Origin of the sequence: Mesorhizobium sp. B2-7-3 (genome assembly GCF_006440715.1) — a bacterium.
GTDB lineage: Bacteria > Pseudomonadota > Alphaproteobacteria > Rhizobiales > Rhizobiaceae > Mesorhizobium > Mesorhizobium australicum.
In genome coordinates, this window is record NZ_VFTY01000001.1 from 192,901 (window position 1) to 216,156 (window position 23,256).

Below are 23,256 nucleotides of genomic sequence, written 5' to 3' on the forward strand. Positions count from 1 at the left end.
CCCTAAGGTCCTTAGCCGACGATTTTTCCCAGCTGGACCAATAAGTTCGGCCGGAAACGCGAGACGGTCAGGCCTTCATCAACCATTCGTGCTCGGGCGCATTGTGGAATTTCCAGGTCCGCTTCGGTCCGGCCATCACATTGAGATAATAGAGGTCATAGCCGTGGCAGGCGGCACAGGGGTGATAGCCCTTGGGCACCAGCACCACATCGCCGTCCTCGATCGCCATGGCTTCGTCCAGCGCACGATGTCCGCTTTTGTCGGCATCGGTGTAGACGCGCTGGAAGGCAAAGCCCTGCGGCGGGTTGAGGCGATGGTAGTAGGTTTCCTCCAGATAGGATTCGGCAGGCAGATTGTCCTGGTCATGCTTGTGCGGCGGGTAGCTCGACGTGTGACCGCCGGGCGTGATGACCTCGACGACCAGCAACGAGTCGGCCGGCTGGCCTTCCGGCAGGATGTTGGTGACGTAGCGCGTATTGGTGCCCTTGCCGCGCACCTCCTGGCCGAGATCGTCCGGTCCGATCACCCGGACCGGCAGGCCACCGCCAAGACCAGGCGCCGAGCAGACGCCAAGTTCCAGCTCGGTATCGGCCGTTACCGACCAGTCCGATCCCTGCGGCACGTAGACCGACCACGGCTTGCCATCGAAGGGCGACATGCGCTCGCCGAGCAGGCCGAGATCCTTGCCGCCGGCTTTCGCGGTACCCTTGCCGGTCACGAACACCAGGCAGACTTCGCGGTCGTCCGTCTTTCCCGAGGCGCTTTCGCCCGGCTTCAGCCGATGCAGGTCGAAACCGACATAGGTCCAGCCGGCGCTTTTCGGCGTCACATGGGCGACGCGGCCATGGCCCTTGTCGGCCTTGACGAGCAGTTTCGACATTTTGTCTCTCCTATCCTAGCCTTCCAACTTCGTCATCCTAGGGCGGAGCAGGAGCGAAGCTCCGTCGCGAAGACCCCAGGATCCATGCCGTTACCTTCGTCGAAGGGCGCAGCGGAGCGGAATTCCTGCACCGTCACAACGCTTCAAAGTCATGGCATGGATCCTAGGGTCTGCGCCGCGTCGCTACGCTCCTTGCTCCGCCCTAGGATGACGAAGCGATGGGCGTTTCGGCCAATCGCCGACGTGTGCGATCCGTTACGCTCGCAGTATCCAATCCACAAAACTGCTCGCGCCATGGACCGCCTATTCCTTCGGATCGGCCAGAGGCTTCGTCTCGTCGGCCGGCTTATAAAGATAAAAAAATTGCCAGGCGCCGTAGCCGGCAAAGCCGAGCGCGATGACGCCCCAGAACGGCGTGCCGGTGGCGAACTCGATGACCGACCAGATGAGGCAGACCGCGACGACGGCGACACGCCGCCACAATGGCCGGAAGAAGGGGTGCTCGGAATCTTTCATCTGGCCAGCCTACAGCAAGCCTGCCTGGCGAGAACCCGATCAGGCATTCGGAAACCCTTGCGTCTCCACCGTGTAGCCGGCTGATGTCATCACCCGCATCAGCTCCTTGTGGCCAACCTGCGCCATCTTCAGCGGCGGGTTCTTCTTCGGGTCCTGCTCGGCCTCGACCACGAACCAGCCTTCATAGCCGTGGTCGGCGAAGCGCTGCACGATGGCGCCGAAATCGAGCGAACCGTCGCCCGGCACGGTGAAGGCGCCGAGCGCCACGGCGTCGAGGAAGGACTGCTTCGTACGGTCGAGCTTCTCGATCACGCCCATGCGCACGTCCTTCACATGGACGTGGCTGATGCGCTTGTGGTGGTTGTCGATGGCGCGCAGCACGTCGCCGCCGGCAAAGGCGAGGTGTCCGGCATCGAGCAGCAGTGGGATGCCTTCGCCGGAATGGCGCATGAAGGCATCGAGCTCCGGCTCGGTCTCGACCACAGCCGCCATGTGATGGTGATAGGACAGCGGCATGCCTTGCTCGGCGCACCATTCGCCGAATTCGGTCAGGCGCCGCGCGTAGGCCTTCATTTCGTCGCCAGTAAGCTTCGGCTTGGTGGCGAGCGGCTTGGAACGGTCGCCCTGGATCGAGCGGCCGACCTCGCCATAGACGACGCAGGGCGCGTCGACTGCCTTGAACAGGTCGATCATCGGCTGGATGCGGTCCTTGTTGGCAGCCATCTCCTCATCGACCAGCGTGCCCGAGAACCAGCCGCCGCACAGCGTCACGTCGGCGGCCTTCAGGATCGGCAGCATGATGGCGGGGTCGTTGGGAAAGCGCCGGCCCATCTCCATGCCGGTGAAGCCGGCAGAGCGCGACTGGCGCAGACATTCCTCCAGCGACACGTCATCGCTCAGTTCGGCAAGATCGTCGTTCCACCACGCGATGGGGGACATGCCCAATTTGGCTTTCAAGTCGTCACTCCGGATTAGACAGTTCAATTTTTTTGGCGCTAGCGCCGCCCCTCATCCGCCTGCCGGCACCTTCTCCCCGTATCGTGACGGGGAGAAGGGAGCTGGCGTCAATCGCCGACGCTCTGCATCCGCCGCTTCTCGTCATAGGCCTTGCGCGCGGCGTTCACTTGAGGCCGCGCCGAGACCTCGGGCACCGCCACGTCCCACCAATGGCCGCCGGCATCGGTCGAAACCAACGGATCGGTGTCGATGACCAGCACGGTGGTGCGGTCGTTCTTCCTGGCTTTTTGCAGCGCGTTTTCCAGCTCGGCGACCGACGGCACTTTCTCTGATATCGCGCCCATGCTCGCCGCATGCGCGGCAAAGTCGATGTCGGGCAGGATTTCGTGGCGCGAGTCCTGCAAGAGATTGTTGAAGTTGGCGCCGCCGGTCGCCATCTGCAGCCGGTTGATGCAGCCAAAACCCCTATTGTCGAGCAGCACCACGGTCAGCTTCAGGCCGAGCATCACCGAGGTGGCGATCTCGGAGTTGAGCATCAAGTAGGAGCCGTCGCCGATCATGACGACGACCTCCTCGTCGGGCTTGGCCATCTTGGTGCCGAGCCCGCCGGCGATCTCGTAACCCATGGTCGAGAAGCCATATTCGGCGTGGTAGGAGCCCGGCGCACCGGCCTGCCAGAGCTTGTGCAGTTCGCCGGGAAGTCCGCCTGCCGCATGCAGCAGCGTCACGCCTGAGCCCATGGCGCGCTGCACGGCGCCGATCACCTGCGCATCCGAGGGGAAAGCAGCGTTGGTCGAGGCCGTCACCTTGGCCGCATCGGCCTGCCAGGCCTTCTTGCCGGCGGCCGCATTGTCGGTCCAGGCGGCGGGCGCCTTCCAGCCTTGCAGAGCGGTTGCCAACTCGGCCAGCCCTTCCCAGGCATCCGCGACCAGCGGCAGCGCCCGGTGCTTGCCGGCATCGAAGGGCTGCACGTTGAGCCCGATGATGGTCTTGCCGGAATTCTTGAACAGCGCCCACGAGCCGGTGGTGAAATCCTGCAGCCGCGTGCCGATGGCGAGCACGACGTCGGCCTCTTCCGCCAGCCGGTTGGCGGCCGAAGTGCCGGTAACACCGACCGCTGCCATGTTGAGTTGGTGATCGTCCGGCAGCGAGGACTTGCCGCCTTGCGTTTCGCAGACCGGAATGCCGGCGGCTTGGGCGAACTTGGCCAGTTCGTCGGAAGCCTGGGAGTAGAGCACGCCGCCGCCGGCGATGATCAGCGGCTTCCTGGCTCCCTTGAGCGCCGCCACGGCCGCCGCCAGTTCGTCACGGTCCGGACGCGGCCGGCGCTGGCGCCAGATCCGCTCGGCAAAGAAACTCTCGGGATAGTCATAGGCCTCGGCCTGCACGTCCTGGCAAAGCGACAAAGTCACCGGGCCGCATTCGGCCGGATCGGTCAGCACCTGCATGGCGCGGCTCAGCGCCGGGATGATCTGCTCCGGCCGGGTGATGCGGTCGAAATAGCGCGACACCGGGCGGAAGCAGTCGTTGACCGTCGCCGTGCCGTCGGAAAAATCCTCGGCCTGCTGCAGCACGGGATCGGGAATGCGGTTGGCAAAGACGTCGCCCGGCAAAAACAGGACGGGCAACCTGTTTACGTGGGCGAGGGCCGCCGCCGTCACCATGTTCAGCGCGCCAGGGCCGATCGAAGAGGTCGCGGCCATGAAACGGCGGCGGAAATTGGCCTTGCCATAGGCGATCGCCGCATGCGCCATCGCCTGCTCATTGTGGGCGCGGAAGGTCGGCAATTCGTCGCGCACCTGGTAGAGCGCCTCGCCGATGCCGGCGACATTGCCGTGGCCGAAGATCGCCCAGACGCCGCCGAAGATCGGCGTTTTTTTCCCGTCGATCTCGGTCATCTGGCGGGACAGGAAGCGGGTCAGCGCTTGCGCCATCGTCAGGCGGATTGTCTTGCTCATGGTGTTTTCCTCCGCAGTCCCTACGCCGTTGCGCCTTGTTATGCCGCCTTGCGGCCGCGCGCGGCAAGCCACGCTTCGGTCAACTGTTCGAAGCGCGACGCCATGTCGGCGACAGCCTCGTCGTCGGACATCCTGCCGGCCAGCCATTGTTCGGCTGCGTGGACGAAGATGGTGCGCCCGACGGCAAAGCCCTTGACGATGGGCGCGTTGGCCGTGGCGGCAAAAGCGGCCTCCAACTCGTCCTGCGGCGCCTCCAGGCCAAGCAGCACGATGCCCCGGCACCATGGATCGTGCTTCAGGATCACCGCCTCGATCTTGGCCCAGGCACCGCTCGACGCCTGCGGTTCGAGCTTCCACCAGTCCGGCTTGATGCCGAGCGCATAGAGTTCCTCCAGCGCGCGCGGGATCGTCGTGTCGTCGAGCTTGCCGTGCTTGCCGGCGATGATCTCGATGAGAAGTTCGCGGCCAACTTTGCGCGCGGCCTCGAACAGCGCGCGCAGCTTCTGCTGCTGTTCTTCCTTCAGTTCCGCTGGATCGTCGGGATGATAAAAGCACAGGCACTTGATGCAGTGATCGACGGGCCATTCGGTAAGCTGCGAGCCGATGTCCTGCGAGAATTCGAAGCGCAGCGGCCGCGAGCCCGGCAGTTCCACCGGGCGTCCAAGCCAGGCGAAGGGGTGGCGAGCGAATTCGAACATCGCCTCGCGGCCATGTTTCTCGTCGATCAGCATGCCATAGCCGTCGCGGCCGGCCGCGACCTTGGCCGCTGCCTTGACCGCCAGCACCTTGAAATTACGGATGCGCGCCGGATCGGCGCCGGTCTTGGCCGCCACATCCTCGAGCTGCACACGGTGATCGCAGGCGAGCGCCATCAGCGAGGGGATGTCGCGCCGGCGTGTGGTTGCCCAATGGATGTGGTTGATCGCCTCGTCCTTGCGCAGCGCGCGATGCTTGCTGCCATTCTCGAGGAAGAACCGCAGCTCCTCGAAGGTCGGATATTCCGGCGCGCAGAGCAGCCGCGACACGGCGAAGGCGCCGCAGGCATTGGCCCAGGTCGCCGCCGTGGCAAGGCTTTCACCGCCGAGCCAGCCGCGCAGCAGACCGGACATGAAGGCGTCACCGGCGCCCAGCACATTGTAGATCTCGATCGGGAAACCCTTGCCGACGATGCCGTCCTCGAGATCGTCGCTGATCGGTCCGTCATAGACGATGCAGCCCATGGCGCCGCGCTTCAGGACGATGGTGGCCGAGGACAGGGAGCGGATCGTCTTCAGCGCGCTCAGGCAGTCGTCAGCGCCGGACGCGATCATGATCTCTTCCTCGGTGCCGACGATGAGGTCGCAATCGGGCAGCACCGTCTTCAACTGGGCCGAGACGCGGTCGGATTTGACATAGCGCTCAAAGCCTTCGGCGTGGCCGGCAAGGCCCCACAAATTCGGGCGATAGTCGATATCGAACACGACCTTGCCACCCCTGGCCTTCATGATGCGGATCGCCTTGCGCTGGGCGGCATCGCTATTGGGGCGGGAAAAATGCGTGCCGGTGACGACGATCGAACGGGCCGAGGCAATAAACGCCTCATGGATGTCCTCTTCGGCCAGCGCCATGTCGGCACAGTCGGAACGGTAGAAAATCATCGGCGAAACGCCTTCGCTCTCGACCGAAAGCAGAACCAGAGCGGTCAACCGCTCCTTGTCGGTCTTCAGACCGTCGGTGTTGACGCCTTCGCGTTTCAGCTGCTCGCGGATGAAGCGGCCCATCTGCTCGTCGCCGACGCGCGTCAGCAGAGCCGAGCGCAGCCCGAGCCTTGCCGTACCGACCGAAATATTGGCCGGGCAGCCGCCGACAGACTTGGCGAAGGAGGTGATGTCCTCCAGCCGCGAGCCGATCTGCTGGCCATAGAGGTCGACGGACGCGCGGCCGATGGTGATGACATCGAGCGGCGCCTGTCTTGCGTCCACGGCTTCGCTCATTGGAACCTCCCGTCGGTCTTGTCGTCATGGACAACATTGTTTTGGGTAACACGCGCGAGCGGCTGCGTGGCGCCGGCAATATGAAATAATAATTCCAATCCATAGTCAATATGGAATGAGCATTCCCTAGGCTAAAATTGCCTTGATGGGACGCCTGATCAAGCCTTGCGCTTACGGCTCGCGTCGCGCCGCTTCTCGCCGACGCCGACGGTCAGCGCCATGGCCAGCGCCATTGTCGCCGACAGCGAACGGAAGCCGGCGAAATCCGCCTCGGCAACCTCGAACCAGACCCTGGCGAACTGGGCGAGCGGCGAGAACGAGCTGTCGGTGATGGCGACGATCGGCACGCCCTGCTCGGAAATGGCGCGCGCCTCCTCGATCGTGGCCGGCGCGTAGGGCGAGAAGCTGATGGCGATGACGGCGTCCGCCGGTGTGGCGAAGCCGACCATCTCGGCATTCAGGCCGGCGGCCGATTCGATCAGTTGGTTGCGGATCTTCAGCTTGCCGAGCGCATAGGCGATGTAGGAAGCCACTGGATAGGAGCGTCGCTTGGCCAAGACATAGATGGTCTGCGCCTTCGCCAGCAGCGAAATCGCGTCTTCCAGATGCGCATCGTCCAGCGTGCGGGAAATGTCGTTGAGGGAGGTGCTGGCGGCGGCGATGAAGCCGTCGAAGATCGCCCGGTGGCCGGCACCGCCCTCGGCCTTGGCACGCAGCGCCTGCAGCCGCTCGTCATAGGAAGAGTTGCGCTCGCGCAGACGTTCCCGGAACACCTGCTGCAGGCTGGTAAAACCGTCGAAGCCGAGTTGCTGGGCAAAACGGATCAGGGTCGAGGGCTGCACGCCGGCCGAAGCGGCGATGCTGGCGGCGGTACCAAAGGCGATGTCGTCGGGATTGTCGAGCGCGTAGGCGGCGATCTGGGCGATGCGCTTGGGCAGGCTCTCGCGCCGGTCCAGAATCGTGGCACGCAGCGTCTCGAAGTCGCGAGGTACCTGTTCGTCCATCGTCCCTCTGCCCAAGCCTGTCTGGACACCCTCTCTGCCCCATCATAGCGAGCCTGCGCAAGAACGCCATAAAAAATGAGGCAGACATTCCATTCCTGGAAAAAATGGACTAATTCATCCACTCAGCTTTTATGGCAGCGGAGGAACGAAAAATGGTTGGCGTCGGTCTTATCGGCACGGGTTTCATGGGCAAATGCCACGCCATCGCGTGGAGCGCCGTCGGGGCCGTCTTCCCCGATGCGGCCAAGCCGCGGCTCGTCCATCTCGGTGAGGTCAATGAGGAGCTCGCCAGGCGCAAGGCAGGCGAGTTCGGCTTCGCCAAGGCCACCAGCGACTGGCGCGCCGTCGTCAACGACCCGGAGGTCGATATCGTGTCGCTGACAACGCCGAACCAGTTCCATCCGGAAATGGCCATCGCTGTCCTCGAAGCCGGCAAGCATCTGTGGTGCGAAAAACCGATGGCGCCGAGCTTTGCCGAAGCCGAGGCGATGGCGGGCGCGGCGGAGAAATCAGGCAAGGTCGCCGCGCTTGGCTACAACTACATCCAGAGCCCCGCCATCCGTCACATCGGCGCGCTGCTCGACGAGAAGATCATCGGCGAGGTCAACCATCTGCGCATCGAGATGGACGAGGACTTCATGGCCGATCCCGAGGCGCTGTTCTTCTGGAAGCACGAGGCGACTTCCGGCTATGGCGCGCTCGACGATTTCGCCGTGCATCCGCTGTCGCTGGTCTCGGCGCTGTTCGGCCGCGTCGGCCGCGTCATCTGCGACATGGCCAAGCCCTATGCCGACCGCAAGCTCGCGGCTGGCGGGCGCCGCGCAGTCGAAACCTACGACATCGCCAGCGTACTCATGCATCTGGAGAACGGCATTGCTGGCACGCTGCAGGTCAACCGCTCGGCCTGGGGCCGCAAGGGCCGCATCGCCATCCAGATCTTCGGGTCCAAGGGATCGATCCTGTTCGACCAGGAGCGGATGAACGAATTCCAGCTCTACCTGACGTCCGACCGACCCACCGAACAGGGCTACCGCACCATTCTGGTGGCGCCGCAGCACAGACCCTATGAGCTCTTCGTGCCGGCGCCCGGCCACAGCCTCGGCTTCAACGACCTCAAGATCATAGAATGCCATGAATTGCTGACACGGCTTGCCGGCAAGCCGGCCCGGCTCATCGAGTTCGCCGAAGGACTGGAGATCGAGCGCACCGTGCACGCCATGGCGCGCTCCTTCGAGGAGAAGCGCTGGGTGGATGTAAGGTAGGATTCGCTGCGCTGGTCGCTTTAGCCGGCGGCCGCTGCATTGACTTCCCATCCGTCGACCCAGACCTGCCGCAAACGATCGCCTTCGCCCTTGAAGCCTAGCCCGGTCGGCTGGCAATCCTCGATGCGGTCGCTGCGGAAGTTGCGGATCGCCTGGCGCAGCTCGCACCAGGCGACGATGTTGGCGGTTTCGGCGTAATAGATCAGAGCGATCGGGCGGATAAGGCGCTCGGAAGCGCGACCAAGCTCGTCGCGATAGGAGAGCTCTAGCTTCTCCTCGTCGCGTATGGCGCGGCGCACCAGCGCCAGGTCGATCACACCTGCGGAGGGCGCCGCGAAGCCCCAGGCGTGCAACGCATTGGCGTCGAGCGTCTGGCGCAAGGGCGGCGGCACCGCGCCGGCGATCTTGGCGCCGACGCGCTTGGCCGCCTGCTTGAGCTCGTCGTCGCCCGTGCGCTCCAGCAGCGCCAGCGACAGGACGATCGCCTCCATTTCCTCGATCGAAAACATCAGCGGCGGCAAGTCGAAGCCGGGGCGCAGGATGTAGCCGATGCCACGCCCGCCCTCGATCGGCACGCGCATCGCCTGCAGCGCCGCGATGTCGCGATAGATCGAGCGGATCGTCACTTCCAGTTGCCCGGCGATCATTGCCGCCGTCACCGGCTGCCGCGCCAGCCGCAGGATCTGGATGATCTCGAACAGGCGCGAGGCCTTGCGCATTTTTCTGACCTGGTACCGATCACAACTGACACACCATCGTCAGTTGGGCCTGCCTATAGGACTGCCTATCGTTTTGAAAATCAACAGGTTCCGCCGAGGCTGGGCCGAGCGGGACAACAGGCAACTGACATGGGCTATGCTGAAAATCTCTGGCTGTTCTTTATCCTCCTGTTCGGCATCATCGCCGTTCCAGGCATGGACATGCTGTTCGTGCTTGCCAATGCGTTGACCGGCGGCCGCGACAGGGGTCTTGCCGCGACCGGCGGCATCATGGTCGGCGGCATGGTGCACACGCTGAACGGCGCCATCGGCGTCGGCCTGCTGGTGCATTTCTTGCCGATCCTGTTCAAGCCGCTGCTGCTTGCGGGCGCCGCCTACATGGCCTTCATCGGCATCACGCTGATGCGCAGCTCCATCACCGTCGGCAACGAGGGCCCCGCCGGCAGCCGCTCGGCATGGAAGGCGTTTCGCCAGGGCTTGGTGACCTGCCTGATCAACCCGAAGGCCTACCTCTTCGTACTCGCCGTCTATCCGCAGTTCCTGAAACCGGACTACGGCCCGATCTGGATGCAGGCGACGATCATGGGCCTGCTGACCGTGCTGACGCAGGCCGCGGTCTATGGCGGGCTCGCAATATCGGCCGGCCGCAGCCGCAAGCTTCTGATCGCCAATCCACGGGTGACCATCCTTGCCGGCCGGGCGGCCGGGCTGCTGCTCTTCGCGGTCTCCGTGTTCACCGCATGGGAAGGGCTGAGGGCGGCGTAGTCTCGGGCTGAACCGAACCGCCGCCTTCTGGCGCCTGCCGGATCAGGCGGCGCCGTGCCGCAGCGTGGCGAGAAGCTCGTCCAACTGCCCGAACGTCTCGGCCATCGCATCCGCCGCCCCGGTACCGGCGGCGTCGAGGGCCTCCTTCGAGGGATAGACCTCGTGCATGACCAGCAGCGTCTTGCCGCCTTTTTCCTCGAAGGTCACTGTGGTCACGGGTCCACCGTCACCACCTTCGTCATTGGTCCAGACGAGGCGCGAGGGCGGTGTCACTTCGAGATACCTGCCGAAGAACTCGGCAGGGTGCGAGTCATCATGCCCGAACACCAAACGGTACCCGCCTCCGACACGAACATCCATCTCGCAGGAACGCAGGAACATGCCCATCGACTTCGGCACCCACCACTGCTTGAACAGCTCGGGCTTTGTCCAGGCCTCGAACACGATGCGGGCCGGCGCGTCGAAGCTTCGCGTGACGACCAGCTCGCGGTCGGACTTCCGTTCCACCGTCGTGCGGTTCTGCATGGGGGTGGGCTCATTCGCTCTTGTTTCGTCCATCGGCTTCCTCCTTCCGTTTCATTTCCTCGACAACCTTGTCCAGCTCGTCGAAGCGTGCGGCCCAGAGCTGGCGGTATCTCTCGATCCATGCCGTCTCCTCCTCCAGGCGGCGCAGGCCGAGCTTGCAGGTCCGCACGCGCCCGACCTTCCGCGTCGTGACGAGGCCTGCCTGCTCCAGAACGCCGACATGCTTCTTCATGCCCGTGAGGGTCATGTGGAATTTCTGGGCCAAGTCCGTGATCGAGGCATCCGCACGGCCGAGCTGCTCCAGAACGCCGCGTCGGGTGGCGTCCGAAAGCGCGGCGAACGAGGCATCCAGGCGGGCAGGAGAATACTGAACCATTTGGTTCAGTATGTAACACGCGGATCGGTGACATGCAAGGAGGTGAGCGCTGCGGGGCCTAGGAGCGGCGTGGTCCTGGACTGAAACTGGAAGCGCCGCCCTTATGCTCCCCCAGATCAGGCGGCGCCTTGCCGGCTGTCCAGCAAGTTGCGGCGCGCCGACCGGCGCCATTCCACGGCGCCGGCAAGGCCGTGCAGCACCGTCTCCGTGGTCGCCCAGTCGATGCAGCCATCGGTGATGCTCTGGCCGTAGACCAGTGGCTTGCCGGGCACGACATCCTGCCGGCCGGCGACGAGATTGCTCTCGATCATGACGCCGATGATGCGCTCGTCGCCAGCCGCCACTTGGCCCGCGACATCGGCCGCGACCTTGGGCTGGTTCTCCGGCTTCTTGGCTGAGTTGGCATGGCTGACGTCGATCATCAGACGGGGGGCGATACTGATGCGGACGAGTTCGACGGAGGCGGCCTCGACGCTTGCCGCGTCGTAGTTGGGCTGAACGCCACCACGCAGGATGACATGGCAATCCTCATTGCCGGTGGTCGCCGCGATGGCGCTGCGTCCGCCCTTGGTCACCGCCATGAAATGATGCGGCTGGGCGGCCGACTTCACCGCCTCGCCAGCGATCCTGAGATTGCCGTCGGTGCCGTTCTTGAAGCCGACCGGGCAGGAGAGACCCGAGGCCAGCTCGCGATGGATCTGGCTCTCGGTCGTGCGCGCGCCGATGGCGCCCCAGGCGACGAGGTCGGCGATGTATTGTGGCGTCGTCATGTCGAGGAATTCGGTCGCCGCCGGAAGGCCGAGATTGTTGACGGCGGACAGCACGTTGCGCGCCATCCGCAACCCCTTGTCGATGTTGAAGCTGCCGTCGAGGTCGGGATCGTTGATCAGGCCTTTCCAGCCGACCGTGGTGCGCGGCTTCTCGAAATAGACGCGCATGACGATCTCGAGCCGGTCGGACAGAGCCTCGCGCAGCGCCGCCAGACGGCTGGCATAATCAACGGCCGCGACCGGATCGTGGATGGAACAAGGGCCCACGATGACAACAAGCCGATCGTCGGCCCCGGTGAGGATGGAGTGAATGGCGTTGCGCGAGGCGGCAACGGTGCGTGTCGCCGTGAGTGAGCGCGGTATCTCGCGCATCACCTCGTCCGGCGTGCTCAGCAGTCTCAGTTCCTTGACCCGGAGGTCGTCTGTGGTGGTCAACACGGCTTTCTGCTCCTGTTTGGGAACCTGCCGGCTGAAACAAAAAAGCCGCCAGGTCTGGCGGCTGTTCGGATCTTGTTGCTGCAATCTTCAGATCGAGCGCAATCCTCCCGCCGCCAGCGAGCTCCTAAAGTACCAATACGTGGCGGTCAGGTTGATCATGCGTGGGCTATAGCTGAACTCGCGTTGAATGTCACGCACCTGATTGGCGTCTTGTTTGAATATGTAAGAAGGTATATGTTGGATATTCTAAAGAGGATATGCTCCAATGCCGCTTTATGTGAAGGACCGGGAAGTCGACCGGCTGGTACTTGAGGTGCAGCGCCTCACAAAGGCGCCGAGCAAAGCCGAGGCGGTTCGCCGGGCCCTGACGCATGAAATTGAGCGCGCCCGCAGTGTCCAAACTGTATCGGAACGCTTGGCGGAGGCAGTCAGAATGGCTGGCGAAATCGGAGCGGATAATCCTGACTTCGATATGAGAGCCTATTCGGACGAGCTTTCAGAGGGGCTATGAGCTTGTTCATTGACGCTTCGGCGGTCGTCGCTCTGTTGCGTCCGGAGCCCACGGCAGGAGAACTCGCCGCCCGGATGGACGCCCATGGCGGGCCTTTCTTCATTTCGGCGATCGTTCGTTTCGAGACCGCAATGGCCTTGGCGCGTTCAAAGACCCCCCTGCCTTCACCCATCCAACCGGCGGCAGTCGCAAAGGCGAATGCGGCCGTGGACCGTTTCGTGCAGGATTTGGGAATCGGCGAGGTCCTCATTTCGGCCGAAGTCGGGCGGCTCGCCATCGAAGCCGCACGCAGTTACGGCAAGGGTGTCGATTCGCCGGCGCAGCTCAATATGGGCGATTGCTTTTCCTACGCCTGTTGCAAGGCATATAATTTGGCTTTGCTCTACACCGGTCAGGATTTCAAAAAGACAGACATAGGATAGATTCAAGGTGCGCCACGCAGATCGCTCGCATGAACCTACTCCGGCGACGACCCGGCGACACTCTGATCGTAGTCGACCAGCGATCCGGTCATGACGCCCGATTGCGGGCTGACCATGTAGCTGATCAGCCGTGCGAGCTGGTCCGGCTTGACCAACTGGCCCATCGGCTGCGCGGCTTCGGCCTTCGCCAGCCAGTCGTCGGGCGCATCGTGCCATTTCTTCTGCACGATGTCCTCGCCCTCGGTGTCCATCCAGCCGGGCAGCACGGCGTTGCAGCGGATGCGGTTGAAGCGATAAGCGTTGGCGACGTTCTTGGTCAGCGTCATCAGCGCGCCCTTGCTGGTCGAATAGGGCGTCAGGAAGGACTGCCCGGTATGCGCCGACATCGACAGCACGTTGACGATCGATCCGGGCGCCTTTTTCTCCAAGAGATGCGCCACCACGCCCTGCATCAGAAAAAACGGGCCGCGCACATTGGCGTCGAAGATCTGGTCGAACAGCTCTTCTGAGGTCTCGACCAGCGAGCCGCGCGCCGAGGTGGCGGCGGCGTTGACCAGCGCGTTGATCGTATCGAAATGCGAGAGCGCGGTGGCGACCGCGCGCTTGCAGTCGGCCACCTTCGAGACGTCGGCGCTGATGAAGATCGCGTCGACGCCTGATTTCCTGAAATGAGCAACAGCCTTGTCGCCCTTCTCCTGCGAGCGGCCGATGAGCGCCAGCGCCCGGCAGCCTTCGTCGGCCAGCGCTTCGGCGACCGCGAATCCTATGCCTTGCGCACCGCCGGTGACGATGGCGCGTGTGTTCGAATTGCGATCGGCGGATGCGCTCATCGCTCTGCTCCTGTGCGTTGGGTCCGGTTCTTACTTGTCGAGACGAATGGTCTTGCCCGTGGTCGCCGACTTCAGCGCCGCATCGGCCAGCTTCAGCGCCACGAGGCCATCAGCGCCGCTCGGCGCCGCCTTCTTGCCGGATGTTGCCGCCGCGATGAAGGCGGCGATCTCGAGGGCATAGGCGTCGAGGTAGCGGGTCATGAAGAAGTCGTGCAGCGGCGGGCGCGTGTAGCCCTTCTCGTTGGCGAGCTCGATCGACACCGGCCGCTGGTTCTCGGCCGCCACCATGCCCTTCGAGCCGTGCACCTCGATGCGCTGGTCGTAGCCATAGGTGGCGCGGCGCGAATTGGAGATGACTGCCTGCTTGCCCGAAGCCGTTTCGAGGATGACGCTGACCGAGTCGAAATCGCCGGCTTCGCCGATTTTCTTGTCGACCAGCACCGAGGCGTGCGCACTGACCGCGACAGGCTCCTCGCCGAGCAGGAAGCGCGCCATGTCGAAATCATGGATGGTCATGTCGCGGAAAATGCCGCCCGAGCGCTTGATGTAGTCGATGGGTGGCGCGCCGGGATCGCGCGAGGTGATGGTGACCATCTCGACGGTGCCGATGGCTCCGTCGTCGATCGCCTTGCGCACGGCGGCGAAATGCGGGTCGAAACGCCTGTTGAAGCCGACCATCAGGGTCGCATTGGCCTTGTCGACAACGGCCAGGCACTGCTCGACCCGCTTGACGTCGAGGTCGATCGGCTTCTCGCAGAAGATCGCCTTGCCGGCTTTGGCGAAGCGCTCGATCAAATCGGCATGGGTGTCGGTCGGCGTGCAGATGACGACCGCGTCGATGTCCTTGGACTTCTCGATTTCGTCGATGCTGCGCACCTCGGCGCCATAGGCAACAGCCAATTCGCTCGCCGCCTTCTCGAAGGCATCAGCCACGGCGACCAGTTTTGCCTGGGGGTTGGAACCCACGGCGCGGGCGTGGACCTTGCCGATGCGGCCGGCACCAAGGAGGGCGAAGCGAACAGTCATGGATATTTTCCTCTGGGGATGGTTCGAAGCGGGGCGCCGGTCATGGGCGCTGAATGATTTTACGGTCAAGACAAATCGACGGGAAGGCGATGACCATCGCCTCCGAGCCCGGCCCTTAGGCCGCGAGTTCCGCCTCGCCGGTCTTGGCGCCGGTGATATAGGATACGATGTCCTGCCCGTCGGTATTTTCCTTGCGCAGATTGGCGACGATGCGGCCGCGCCGGAACACCACGATGCGGTCGCAAAGGTCGAACACCTGGCGCATGTTGTGGCTGATCAGGATCAGCGGCTCGCCATTGTCCTTCAGCGTGCGGATGATGTTTTCGACCTGCGCCGTCTCCTGCACGCCGAGAGCCGCCGTCGGCTCGTCCATGATGATCAGCTTGGAGGCAAAGGTCGCCGTCCTGGCGATCGCCACGCACTGCCGCTGGCCGCCCGACATATGGCGGATAGTGTTGGAGAGGTTGGGGATCTTGACCGCGGTGCGGACCAGCGCCGCCTCGGTTGCCTTGCGCATGTATTTGCGGTCGAGGATCGAAAATGGCCCGAGATTGAACAGCACCTTTTCACGGCCGAGGAACAGGTTCGACGGCACGTCGAGGTCGTCGGCCAGCGCCAGGTTCTGGAACACCGTCTCGATGCCTGCCTCGCGGGCCTCGATCGGACCGGCGAAATTCACTTCCTTGCCATCGAACCAGACTTGGCCGCTGGTCCGCTGCTCGACGGCGGTGATCTGGCGCACGAAGGTCGACTTGCCGGCGCCGTTGTCACCCATGATGGCGACATGCTCGCCCTTGCGCAGCTCGAAATTGGCGCCTTCAAGCGCATGCACGCCGCCATAGCGCTTGGTGAGGTTCTCGGTCTTCAGGACGATGTCTGTCGTGGAGATATCTGGCATGGTCAAGCCCTCAATGCCCGCATGCGTTGGCGCCACTGGTCGAGAACGACCGCGCCGACGATGATCACGCCCTTGACCATCTCCTGATAGTAGGCGTCGAGGCGCAGGAAGGTGAAGCCGGAGATGATGACGCCGAAGATCAGCGCGCCGATCACCGTGCCGATGATGGAGCCGCGGCCGCCCGACAGCGAGACGCCGCCGATGACCGCCATGGCGATGGCATCGAGTTCGTACATGACGCCCATGCCGGCCTGGGCGGTGAGATTCTTGGAGGAGAGCACGACGGCGGCGAGCGCGGCGAGAATGCCGGCGATGACATAGACGAGGATCTTGTGGTTGGCGATCTTGATGCCAGACATGCGCGCTGCGTCCTCGTTGGAGCCGATCGCGTAGCAGTGCTTGCCATATCTGGTGTAGGTCATGATCAGCTGGAACAGCACGGCCAGCGACAGGAAGATGATGACGGGCATCAGGCCCTTGCCGATGGCGGCGAAACTGTCCGTCGGGAACGAGATCGGCTGGCCCTTCGACCACCATTTGGCGATGCCCCGCGCGGTCACCATCATGCCGAGCGTGGCGATGAAGGGCGGGATGCGCGTGTAGGCGATCAGCGCGCCGTTGACGAGGCCGGCGAGCAGGCCGCAGCCGATCGCCACCAGCACCGGGACGATCACGGGCAGGTCGGTCCAGCCCTGGGCCAGGAACATCGCCTTGGGGTTGGGATTGCCGTTCACGGTCGCGACCTGGGCAAAGCTCATGGCGATCATGGCCGTCGCGCCGACGATCGAGCCGGAGGACAGGTCGATGCCACCCGTAATGATCACCTGCGTGACGCCGATGGCGATGATGCCGACGATCGACACCTGCAGGATGATGATCTGCAGGCGCGCCTCGTTGAAGAGGCCGGAGACGTCACTGCGGGTGTTGAACAGGAAGCTGTCGCCGAGAAAGACCCGGCCGATCAGTTCGAAGATGACGACGAGGATGACGAGCGCCAGGAAGACGTTGAACTCGGCCGGCCATGTGCGCTTCCTGGCGTCATAGCTGACCCCGCCGACGCCGTGAGATGTCTGTGCCAATTCTTCTATCCTCCGTCAGCCGCGGTCGTTCCCCGAGCACCTTCGGGCGCCGAGGGAAGCGGAGCGGCGCTGTCGCTGCGCGAGAGCGCCGCTCCGTATGTCCGCGGCTCAGTTCTTCTTCAGGAACTTGTCGATGTTGGCCGGCGTGACCAGCTGGAACGGGACATAGACCTTGTGTTCCACCTTCTCGCCCTTGGCGAGCTTCAGCGCGGCATCCAGCGCCCCCGCGCCCTGGCCGGCGGCGTCCTGGAAGACGGTGGCATCAAGGTCGCCCGCCTGCATGGCGGCAAGCGCGTCCTGGGTGGCGTCGACGCCGCCGACGACAACCGACTTCATGTCGATGTTGGCGGCCTTCATCGCTTGGATGGCGCCGATGGCGCTTTCGTCATTGTTGGCAATGACGCCGTCGAACTTCTTGCCGGTCGACAGCCAGTTGGTCATCAGGTTCTGCGCCTGGTCGCGATCCCAGTTCGAGGTCTGCTTGTCGATGATCTTGATGAAGCTGCAGTCCGGTGTGGCGATGACATCGTCGATGTCCTTGGTGCGCTGCACGGCGGCCTGGTTGGAAAGCTCGCCCATGATCACATAGACATTGGCTTCCTTCTTGCCGGCTTCCTTGAACAGGCGGCAGACTTCCTTGGTTTCGAGCGTGCCGGAATCGGCCTCGTTCGAGGCGACGAAGGCCTGGTTGTCTGGCAGCGTGTCGACATTGACCGGCTGGCGGTTGACATAGACCAGCGGGATCTTGGCCGCGGCCGCCGCATCCGACATCGCCTGCGTGGCCGAGGTGTCGACCGGGTTGACGATGATGGCGTCGACGCCCGAAGCGGCGAAGTTCTTGATCTGGTCGAGTTGCTTGGCGACGTCGTTCTGCGCGTCCTCGACCTGCAACTCGACGCCGCTCATGCCCTTGGCCTGCTCGATCATGCCGTTGCGCAGCACGGTGAGGAAATTGTCGTCGAACTTGGCCATCGACACGCCGATCTTGGCGGCCATGGCCGATGAACTCATCAGCGCCGCGAAGGCGACGCCCAAAAGCAGTTTCTTCATTGTATTTCTCCTCCACTTTTGGTGTCCGGTTGCACCGATCTCTCCGGAATCCCCGTTCTGCCTGGGGAATCTCTCCCGATTACCGTCTCTCTCCCCGGGTTGCGCCTGCCGTTTGCTGGAACGCCAAGGCCTCTTGATGAAACAGATGTTCCGGAACGAAAGAACCAAAATACGTGACTGGTGAAATATTTATTCCATTTGCTCGGGAGGCGTCAAGGGAGATTCCAGAACCGGATGTGCGATTTTGGCGGACACGGGAATGCGGTGCGGAGCCGACGGCGTCTGCGCGCCGGGTCCATTCCTTGGATGCCGTCGGCGGGCGATGGCATGGCGTTCAGAAATGCCAGATGTCTCTCTGCAACAAGAGGTCGAGCGGCGCTCTCCAGACCCTGCACGACGCCGCCTGCTTCACCTGCCGTTCGACACTGAGCTTGCCGTTGAGATCGAAGAAAGCTCCAATTCGCCTTCGGGCATGGAGCTTCTTTCCCCTGGTACTGTAGTTGCGGATCGGCAGCCAGTGGCGGCTGATCGTTCGCCCATCCTGGGATAGCGCGACGCCGGTACAGAATTGTTCCGGGGTGTGCAAATGCACGATTTCACTGACTTTCTCGCTGGCCGCGTATGCTCGCTCCAGCGCCGGAATGTTGTGATGATGAACGCCAAGGACGCCGCTCGCCCACATCGTTTCATCTCCGATCAGGATGCGGCCTCCAATGGAGAGCCCCTCGCCTTCGAGCGAGCGATAGGGAGCCTTTGGGCGCCCTTCGCACCGCCACATTATCGAGGACAAGGCTGAAATTCGGTTGAAACAGCGCGATATGTCGCCGGTCGGATACATGTCCGCATCCATGAAGAACAGGCGCTCGCAACGTTGAAGCAGATCGATGATGCCGGCGGCCTTGATGCCAAATCTGTATCGATTGCCGAAGGACATCTCGGTCTGTCTCTGGGCCGTGAGCTCGATCGCTTCGATGGGATAGCCGTCGAAAATGGAGGGTCGGTCGGTCAGCACCGTGATCCTGGCACCCGGGCAATAGTGAAGCAAGCGAAGCGCGCTGAAGAGCGCGCCACGCGCATAGAGCTCGTCGCTCCCAAAAGCGATGTACCCAAACCCATCCCCGTCCATTGGGTATGTATATATTAGCGATCGGTAATGCGTCAATTTGGATGCAGGTCGGGCGCTATGCTTTAGGCCAAAGCTCGCTAGATGTTCTCGGGCAGGTAGATGTCGAACGGCAGGAAGGTCTGGCCGGGTGCGTTGGCCGCGCCCGTCTCGATGGCATGCGCCATGAGGCCGAGCAGTTCGCGGCACAAGGCAGCCAGCGGCGTGGAGATCACCATGGTCAGCACCCCGTCCGCCAGGGCGGACCGCGAGACCGCCGATATCTCGTTGCAGACGACCGCCGGCATCTCGGCGGGCCTGGCCTGCCGCAGCGCCGCGACCGCGCCTTCCATGCCACCGCCCGCGACGTAGCAGCCGACGAGGTCCGGGTGGCGGCCGAGCAGGTCGAGCAGCGTGTCCTGCGTGATCTGGTTGGCCTCGAGATTGACCAGCGTTTCCAGCAAGGTGAAGTCCGGTGCCTGCTCGCGGAAGAAGGAGCGGAAGCCGATCTCGCGCAGTTCATGGCCGTGGAAGCGGTGGCTGCCGACGAAGAGCGCGACCTTGCCCGGCCGCTTCGCCGCCTTGGAGATCATCCAGGCCGCGGTGCGGCCGACCTTGCGGTTGTCAAGGCCGACATAGCCCTCGCGAATGCCGGCCGCGAAGTCGGACAGCAGGGAAAAGACCGGCAATCCCTTGGCCTTCATCTCCTCGACGGTGACCGTCAGCGCCGGGTGATCGGGCCCGACCAGGGCGACCGCCCTGCATTTAGCCGCCAGCTTGCGCGTGCGCTCGACGATTTCATCCGGCGTCAGCGAACTGGCGAAGTCGATGATGGCGACGCCGCGGAAGCGCTGCGATTGCGACAGCGCGAGTTCGAGCTGCCGCGCGAACTCCGTGTAGAAGACGTCGTTGCCTCTCAAAAGCAGGAAGCCCAGCCGGTATTCCGGCAGCTCGTGGCGCATCCTCTGCTTGATCAGGCCGGCGGCATGATAGCCGATCTCGGTCGCGGTCTCGTAGACGCGGCGCGCCGTTTCCTCGCGTACCGGCAAGCGATTGTTGAGCACGCGGTCCACCGTGGCGACACTGACGCCGGAGACGCGCGCCAGATCAGTGATGGTCGGCCGTTTCGCCATGATCGCCCTCGCTCGATTGCCTGATATCGATACCTTACTTTGATAGGAAATGATAGAAACTATCTTTGTGATGTTGAGTCTATCATGGCGCGGCGTTATTCTGGGTATCGAGCCCGTTGCCTTGGGAGGCAATCATGACCGCAGCGCCGTCACGGCGTGACTACAGCCTGATCGGCCGCGACGCCCGGCTTGCCGTCGAGAACGGCCTGTCGGCCGCCGAGTGGTATCACACCGACATTCCCCGCAAGCAGATGAAGGAGCTGATGCAGCGCTCCGATGGCCCGGCGATCCGCGACACCGCGATCTGGCTGACCGCCCTCATCGTCAGCGGCGCCGGCGGTGCCTGGTTCTGGGGCAGCTGGTGGTGCGTGCCGTTCTTCTTCGTCTATGGCGTGCTCTACGGCTCGTCGACCGATTCACGCTGGCACGAATGCGGCCATGGAACCGCGTTTCGCACGCAGTGGATGAATGACGCGGTCTATCAGATCGCCTGCTTCATGATCATGCGCAACCCGGTGACCTGGCGCTGGAGCCACACGCGCCATCACACCGACACCATCATCGTCGGCCGCGATCCCGAGATCTCGGTGATGCGGCCGCCGGACCTGGCGCGCCTCTTCCTCGGTTTTGTCGGCGTGCTCGACGCCTGGCACGCGATGTCGGACATGCTGCGCAACGCCGCAGGCAACATCAGCGCTGCGGAAAAAACCTTCATTCCCGAACAGGAGCAGCCCAAGGCGATCCATATTGCCCGCATCTGGACGGCGATCTATGCAGCGACTATCGCGCTGGCACTCTATACCGGGTCGTTCCTGCCTTTGATGCTGGTCGGCCTGCCCCGGCTCTACGGCGCCTGGCATCATGTGATGGTCGGCCTGCTGCAGCATGGCGGCCTTGCCGACAACGTCACCGATCATCGGCTGAACAGCCGTACCGTCTACATGAACCCGATCAGCCGCTTCATCTACTGGAACATGAATTACCATGTCGAGCATCACATGTTCCCGATGGTGCCCTACCATGCGCTGCCCAGGCTGCACGCGCTGATCAAGCACGATTTGCCGGCGCCGACGCCCTCGATCCTGGCCGGTTACCGCGAGATGATCCCGGCCTTCCGCCGCCAGCTGCGCAACGAGGATTATTTCCTCAAGCGCGAGCTGCCGCCGACCGCCAGGCCGTACCGCGAGGAATTCCACAACGACATCGTCGCCGCGGCGGCGGAATGACATCCGACAACTCCAGGGGAGGACTGAATGAGCGATTGGGTCGAGGCCTGTGCCACCGGTGACATCGACGAAGAAGATGTGATGCGTTTCGATCATGGCGGGCGCACCTTCGCCATCTATCGCAGCCCGGACGACGACTATTTCGCCACCGACGGACTTTGCACGCATGAGAAGGTGCATCTCGCCGACGGGCTGGTGATGGACGACATCATCGAATGCCCCAAGCACAATGGCCGCTTCAACTACAAGACGGGCGCGGCCAGGGGCGCGCCGGTCTGCGTCAACCTCAGGACCTATCCGGTCAAGGTCGACGCCGGCAAAGTGCTGGTTCAGATCGGGTAAAGGGCATGGCGCCGGGAATGGTGATCATCGGGGCCGGCGAATGCGGCGGACGGGCAGCACTGACGCTGCGCGATCTCGGCTATGACGGGCCGGTGACGCTGGTCGGCGACGAGCCGCATCTGCCCTATGAGAGGCCACCTCTGTCCAAGGAGGCGATGGCCAGCGACGCGCCTGCAATCAAGGCGATCGCCAGCGACGAAATCCTGGCGGGAAAAGCGATCCGGCATATCCATTCCGTTCAGGCGATCGCGATCGATCGCGCGGCGCACACGGTGCGCCTGTCCGACGGCTCGGTGCTGCCCTACGACAAGCTGCTGCTGGCCACTGGCTCGACCCCACGCAAGCTGCCGATGCCTGGCCTTGGCGGGCGCTGCGTCTATCTCAGGACCTTCGCCGATGCGCTGGCCATCCGCGCTCATCTCAGCGCCGGCAATCGCATCGCCGTCATCGGCGGCGGCTTCATCGGCCTCGAGCTTGCCGCGGCGGCGCGCAAGCTCGGCGCAGATGTCACCGTCATCGAGGCGCAGTCGCGCATCCTGATGCGCGGCGTTCCGGCCGAGATCGCCGAAATCATCCATGACGCGCATGTCGCCGAGGGTGTCGACGTGATCTGCGGGGAAGGCATCTCCGCCATCGCCGACGACGGCAAGGAGGTGCGGGTGACGCTTGCCGGCGGGCGCGAGATCATTGCCGACCTCGCCGTGATCGGCATCGGCGCCGTGCCGGTGACCGGGCTGGCGGCGGAGGCCGGCCTGGCCATCGAAAACGGCATCGCGGTCGACGCAGAACTGCGCGGCAGCGATCCCGACATCTTCGCCGCCGGCGACTGCTGCTCGTTCCCGCTTGCCATCTATGGCGGCCGCCGCGTGCGGCTGGAAGCCTGGCGCAACGCGCAGGAACAGGGCGCACTGGCGGCGAAGAACATGCTGGGCGCCGGCGAGCCGCATGCCGCTGTGCCGTGGTTCTGGTCGGATCAGTATGGCCTGTCCCTGCAGATCGCGGGATTGTCCGACGAAGGCCGTAGCACCGTGCGCCGCGATCTCGGTGACGGCGCCTTCATCCTCTTTCATCTGGCCGAAGACGGCAGGCTGGTGGCGGCCAGCGGCATCGGCCCGGGCAATGCGGTGGCGCGCGACATCAGGCTGGCCGAGATGCTGATCGCGAAGCGGGCAAAACCGTCGGCGGACGCGCTGGGATCGCCTGAAGTCAAGCTGAAGGCGTTGCTGGCGGCATAGGGGTCGTGCACCTTGTGGATGTCGGCGCCGCCCCTCATCTGCCTGCCGGCATCTTCTCCCCGTAGAACGGGGAGAAGGGGCTATGGCAACCTCACCGCAATTCATCACGATTGGCGAGATCATTGATAACAGCACATTTCTCCCCGTCACTATACGGGGAGTTGAGAAGTGGTCCGCGCAGCGGACGAAAAGCCAATTGCTTGGCTTTTCGAACGACGAACGTCCGGCAGGACAATGAGGGGCGACGCAGGCGTCGACG

24 protein-coding genes are annotated in these 23,256 nt (G+C 63.7%); 7 read left to right on the plus strand and 17 right to left on the minus strand.

Translation table 11 applies throughout. The features are described 5' to 3' along the window. Positions 1-67 precede the first annotated feature (67 nt). The 6 genes from iolB to FJW04_RS01035 all read right to left on the minus strand — a co-directional run bounded on the left by iolB (position 68) and on the right by FJW04_RS01035 (position 7,288). The gene (gene iolB / locus FJW04_RS01010) at positions 68-880 is read right to left on the minus strand and encodes a 5-deoxy-glucuronate isomerase (RefSeq protein ID WP_140711811.1); all 813 of its coding nucleotides are present in this window, start codon (positions 878-880) and stop codon (positions 68-70) included. Between the two features lie 303 nt (positions 881-1,183). Then, positions 1,184-1,396, minus strand: a complete 213-nt coding sequence (locus FJW04_RS01015) for a DUF3329 domain-containing protein (RefSeq protein WP_140711813.1) — start codon at positions 1,394-1,396, stop codon at positions 1,184-1,186. Positions 1,397-1,435: 39 nt separating this feature from the next. Then, entirely contained in the window at positions 1,436-2,353 is a 918-nt protein-coding gene (iolE, locus tag FJW04_RS01020; RefSeq protein WP_140711815.1) for a myo-inosose-2 dehydratase, read from the minus strand. 107 nt (positions 2,354-2,460) lie between these two features. After that, complete coding sequence (gene iolD / locus FJW04_RS01025) at positions 2,461-4,311, minus strand: 3D-(3,5/4)-trihydroxycyclohexane-1,2-dione acylhydrolase (decyclizing) (RefSeq protein WP_140711817.1); 1,851 nt, start codon at positions 4,309-4,311, stop codon at positions 2,461-2,463. Between the two features lie 38 nt (positions 4,312-4,349). After that, complete coding sequence (iolC, locus tag FJW04_RS01030; protein ID WP_140711819.1) at positions 4,350-6,284, minus strand: 5-dehydro-2-deoxygluconokinase; 1,935 nt, start codon at positions 6,282-6,284, stop codon at positions 4,350-4,352. Between the two features lie 158 nt (positions 6,285-6,442). Then, a complete protein-coding gene (locus FJW04_RS01035; protein WP_015314557.1) occupies positions 6,443-7,288 on the minus strand; it encodes a MurR/RpiR family transcriptional regulator in 846 nt (281 codons plus the stop codon). Between the two features lie 152 nt (positions 7,289-7,440). On the opposite strand from FJW04_RS01035, the gene FJW04_RS01040 reads away from it, so the two are divergent. After that, complete coding sequence (locus FJW04_RS01040; protein WP_140711821.1) at positions 7,441-8,550, plus strand: Gfo/Idh/MocA family oxidoreductase; 1,110 nt, start codon at positions 7,441-7,443, stop codon at positions 8,548-8,550. Positions 8,551-8,570: 20 nt separating this feature from the next. On the opposite strand, the gene FJW04_RS01045 is transcribed toward FJW04_RS01040, so the two are convergent. Then, positions 8,571-9,269 (minus strand): YafY family protein, encoded by a 699-nt coding sequence (locus FJW04_RS01045; protein ID WP_140711823.1) that lies wholly within the window; start codon positions 9,267-9,269, stop codon positions 8,571-8,573. A gap of 129 nt (positions 9,270-9,398) precedes the next feature. On the opposite strand from FJW04_RS01045, the gene FJW04_RS01050 reads away from it, so the two are divergent. Beyond that, positions 9,399-10,034 carry a LysE family translocator gene (locus FJW04_RS01050; RefSeq protein WP_140615369.1) on the plus strand — a complete coding sequence of 212 codons (636 nt, stop codon included), beginning with the start codon at positions 9,399-9,401 and terminating at the stop codon, positions 10,032-10,034. Between the two features lie 42 nt (positions 10,035-10,076). Here FJW04_RS01050 and FJW04_RS01055 read toward each other — a convergent pair whose 3' ends face one another. The 3 genes from FJW04_RS01055 to FJW04_RS01065 form a co-directional block, all read right to left on the minus strand. After that, on the minus strand, positions 10,077-10,592 hold the full coding sequence (locus FJW04_RS01055; RefSeq protein WP_140711825.1) for an SRPBCC family protein: 516 nt from the start codon (positions 10,590-10,592) through the stop codon (positions 10,077-10,079). After that, on the minus strand, positions 10,570-10,935 hold the full coding sequence (locus FJW04_RS01060) for a metalloregulator ArsR/SmtB family transcription factor (protein ID WP_140615371.1): 366 nt from the start codon (positions 10,933-10,935) through the stop codon (positions 10,570-10,572). Before FJW04_RS01060 ends, FJW04_RS01055 begins: the two co-directional genes overlap by 23 nt. 116 nt (positions 10,936-11,051) lie before the next feature. Beyond that, positions 11,052-12,143: a 3-deoxy-7-phosphoheptulonate synthase gene (locus tag FJW04_RS01065; protein ID WP_140711827.1), complete on the minus strand. Its 1,092-nt coding sequence runs from the start codon at positions 12,141-12,143 to the stop codon at positions 11,052-11,054. 265 nt (positions 12,144-12,408) lie between these two features. Between FJW04_RS01065 and FJW04_RS01070 the strand changes: the two genes are divergently transcribed. Both FJW04_RS01070 and FJW04_RS01075 read left to right on the plus strand, forming a co-directional pair. Then, on the plus strand, positions 12,409-12,654 hold the full coding sequence (locus FJW04_RS01070; protein ID WP_140711829.1) for a type II toxin-antitoxin system VapB family antitoxin: 246 nt from the start codon (positions 12,409-12,411) through the stop codon (positions 12,652-12,654). Next, positions 12,651-13,076 (plus strand): type II toxin-antitoxin system VapC family toxin, encoded by a 426-nt coding sequence (locus FJW04_RS01075; protein ID WP_015314565.1) that lies wholly within the window; start codon positions 12,651-12,653, stop codon positions 13,074-13,076. Before FJW04_RS01070 ends, FJW04_RS01075 begins: the two co-directional genes overlap by 4 nt. Positions 13,077-13,111: 35 nt before the next feature. Here the strand turns inward: FJW04_RS01075 and FJW04_RS01080 are convergent, their stop codons facing one another. The 7 genes from FJW04_RS01080 to FJW04_RS01110 form a co-directional block, all read right to left on the minus strand. Then, entirely contained in the window at positions 13,112-13,906 is a 795-nt protein-coding gene (locus FJW04_RS01080; RefSeq protein WP_140711831.1) for an SDR family oxidoreductase, read from the minus strand. A 30-nt stretch (positions 13,907-13,936) separates the two neighbouring features. After that, positions 13,937-14,932, minus strand: coding sequence for an inositol 2-dehydrogenase (gene iolG, locus FJW04_RS01085; RefSeq protein WP_140711834.1), 996 nt, complete (start codon positions 14,930-14,932; stop codon positions 13,937-13,939). A 115-nt stretch (positions 14,933-15,047) separates the two neighbouring features. Continuing rightward, complete coding sequence (locus FJW04_RS01090; RefSeq protein WP_015314568.1) at positions 15,048-15,830, minus strand: ATP-binding cassette domain-containing protein; 783 nt, start codon at positions 15,828-15,830, stop codon at positions 15,048-15,050. A gap of 2 nt (positions 15,831-15,832) precedes the next feature. Next, positions 15,833-16,909 (minus strand): ABC transporter permease, encoded by a 1,077-nt coding sequence (locus tag FJW04_RS01095; protein ID WP_140660215.1) that lies wholly within the window; start codon positions 16,907-16,909, stop codon positions 15,833-15,835. A 108-nt stretch (positions 16,910-17,017) separates the two neighbouring features. Further along, a complete protein-coding gene (locus tag FJW04_RS01100) occupies positions 17,018-17,959 on the minus strand; it encodes a sugar ABC transporter substrate-binding protein (RefSeq protein WP_015314570.1) in 942 nt (313 codons plus the stop codon). A gap of 334 nt (positions 17,960-18,293) precedes the next feature. Continuing rightward, positions 18,294-18,971 (minus strand): hypothetical protein, encoded by a 678-nt coding sequence (locus tag FJW04_RS01105; protein ID WP_224622821.1) that lies wholly within the window; start codon positions 18,969-18,971, stop codon positions 18,294-18,296. A 191-nt stretch (positions 18,972-19,162) separates the two neighbouring features. Further along, on the minus strand, positions 19,163-20,194 hold the full coding sequence (locus tag FJW04_RS01110; protein ID WP_140711836.1) for a LacI family DNA-binding transcriptional regulator: 1,032 nt from the start codon (positions 20,192-20,194) through the stop codon (positions 19,163-19,165). Between the two features lie 134 nt (positions 20,195-20,328). On the opposite strand from FJW04_RS01110, the gene FJW04_RS01115 reads away from it, so the two are divergent. From FJW04_RS01115 to FJW04_RS01125, 3 genes are read left to right on the plus strand one after another with little or no spacing between them, the layout of a single operon-like run. Beyond that, on the plus strand, positions 20,329-21,420 hold the full coding sequence (locus FJW04_RS01115; protein ID WP_140711838.1) for a fatty acid desaturase family protein: 1,092 nt from the start codon (positions 20,329-20,331) through the stop codon (positions 21,418-21,420). Between the two features lie 27 nt (positions 21,421-21,447). Further along, on the plus strand, positions 21,448-21,762 hold the full coding sequence (locus FJW04_RS01120) for a MocE family 2Fe-2S type ferredoxin (RefSeq protein WP_140711840.1): 315 nt from the start codon (positions 21,448-21,450) through the stop codon (positions 21,760-21,762). A 17-nt stretch (positions 21,763-21,779) separates the two neighbouring features. Next, the gene (locus FJW04_RS01125; RefSeq protein WP_224720503.1) at positions 21,780-22,997 is read left to right on the plus strand and encodes an FAD-dependent oxidoreductase; all 1,218 of its coding nucleotides are present in this window, start codon (positions 21,780-21,782) and stop codon (positions 22,995-22,997) included. Positions 22,998-23,256 lie beyond the last annotated feature (259 nt).

What these genes read in the sequence shown, in the direction of transcription:
- FJW04_RS01045 (WP_140711823.1), bottom strand. Translation starts at nt 9,269, where the DNA reads ATGCGCAAGGCCTCGCGCCTGTTCGAGATCATCCAGATCCTGCGGCTG.
- FJW04_RS01120 (WP_140711840.1), top strand. Translation starts at nt 21,448, where the DNA reads ATGAGCGATTGGGTCGAGGCCTGTGCCACCGGTGACATCGACGAAGAA.
- FJW04_RS01050 (WP_140615369.1), top strand. Translation starts at nt 9,399, where the DNA reads ATGGGCTATGCTGAAAATCTCTGGCTGTTCTTTATCCTCCTGTTCGGC.
- FJW04_RS01100 (WP_015314570.1), bottom strand. Translation starts at nt 17,959, where the DNA reads ATGAAGAAACTGCTTTTGGGCGTCGCCTTCGCGGCGCTGATGAGTTCA.
- FJW04_RS01015 (WP_140711813.1), bottom strand. Translation starts at nt 1,396, where the DNA reads ATGAAAGATTCCGAGCACCCCTTCTTCCGGCCATTGTGGCGGCGTGTC.
- FJW04_RS01110 (WP_140711836.1), bottom strand. Translation starts at nt 20,194, where the DNA reads ATGGCGAAACGGCCGACCATCACTGATCTGGCGCGCGTCTCCGGCGTC.
- FJW04_RS01035 (WP_015314557.1), bottom strand. Translation starts at nt 7,288, where the DNA reads ATGGACGAACAGGTACCTCGCGACTTCGAGACGCTGCGTGCCACGATT.
- FJW04_RS01040 (WP_140711821.1), top strand. Translation starts at nt 7,441, where the DNA reads ATGGTTGGCGTCGGTCTTATCGGCACGGGTTTCATGGGCAAATGCCAC.
- FJW04_RS01060 (WP_140615371.1), bottom strand. Translation starts at nt 10,935, where the DNA reads ATGGTTCAGTATTCTCCTGCCCGCCTGGATGCCTCGTTCGCCGCGCTT.
- FJW04_RS01125 (WP_224720503.1), top strand. Translation starts at nt 21,780, where the DNA reads ATGGTGATCATCGGGGCCGGCGAATGCGGCGGACGGGCAGCACTGACG.
- FJW04_RS01075 (WP_015314565.1), top strand. Translation starts at nt 12,651, where the DNA reads ATGAGCTTGTTCATTGACGCTTCGGCGGTCGTCGCTCTGTTGCGTCCG.
- iolD (WP_140711817.1), bottom strand. Translation starts at nt 4,311, where the DNA reads ATGAGCAAGACAATCCGCCTGACGATGGCGCAAGCGCTGACCCGCTTC.
- iolB (WP_140711811.1), bottom strand. Translation starts at nt 880, where the DNA reads ATGTCGAAACTGCTCGTCAAGGCCGACAAGGGCCATGGCCGCGTCGCC.
- iolG (WP_140711834.1), bottom strand. Translation starts at nt 14,932, where the DNA reads ATGACTGTTCGCTTCGCCCTCCTTGGTGCCGGCCGCATCGGCAAGGTC.
- FJW04_RS01115 (WP_140711838.1), top strand. Translation starts at nt 20,329, where the DNA reads ATGACCGCAGCGCCGTCACGGCGTGACTACAGCCTGATCGGCCGCGAC.
- FJW04_RS01080 (WP_140711831.1), bottom strand. Translation starts at nt 13,906, where the DNA reads ATGAGCGCATCCGCCGATCGCAATTCGAACACACGCGCCATCGTCACC.
- FJW04_RS01090 (WP_015314568.1), bottom strand. Translation starts at nt 15,830, where the DNA reads ATGCCAGATATCTCCACGACAGACATCGTCCTGAAGACCGAGAACCTC.
- FJW04_RS01055 (WP_140711825.1), bottom strand. Translation starts at nt 10,592, where the DNA reads ATGGACGAAACAAGAGCGAATGAGCCCACCCCCATGCAGAACCGCACG.
- iolC (WP_140711819.1), bottom strand. Translation starts at nt 6,284, where the DNA reads ATGAGCGAAGCCGTGGACGCAAGACAGGCGCCGCTCGATGTCATCACC.
- FJW04_RS01070 (WP_140711829.1), top strand. Translation starts at nt 12,409, where the DNA reads ATGCCGCTTTATGTGAAGGACCGGGAAGTCGACCGGCTGGTACTTGAG.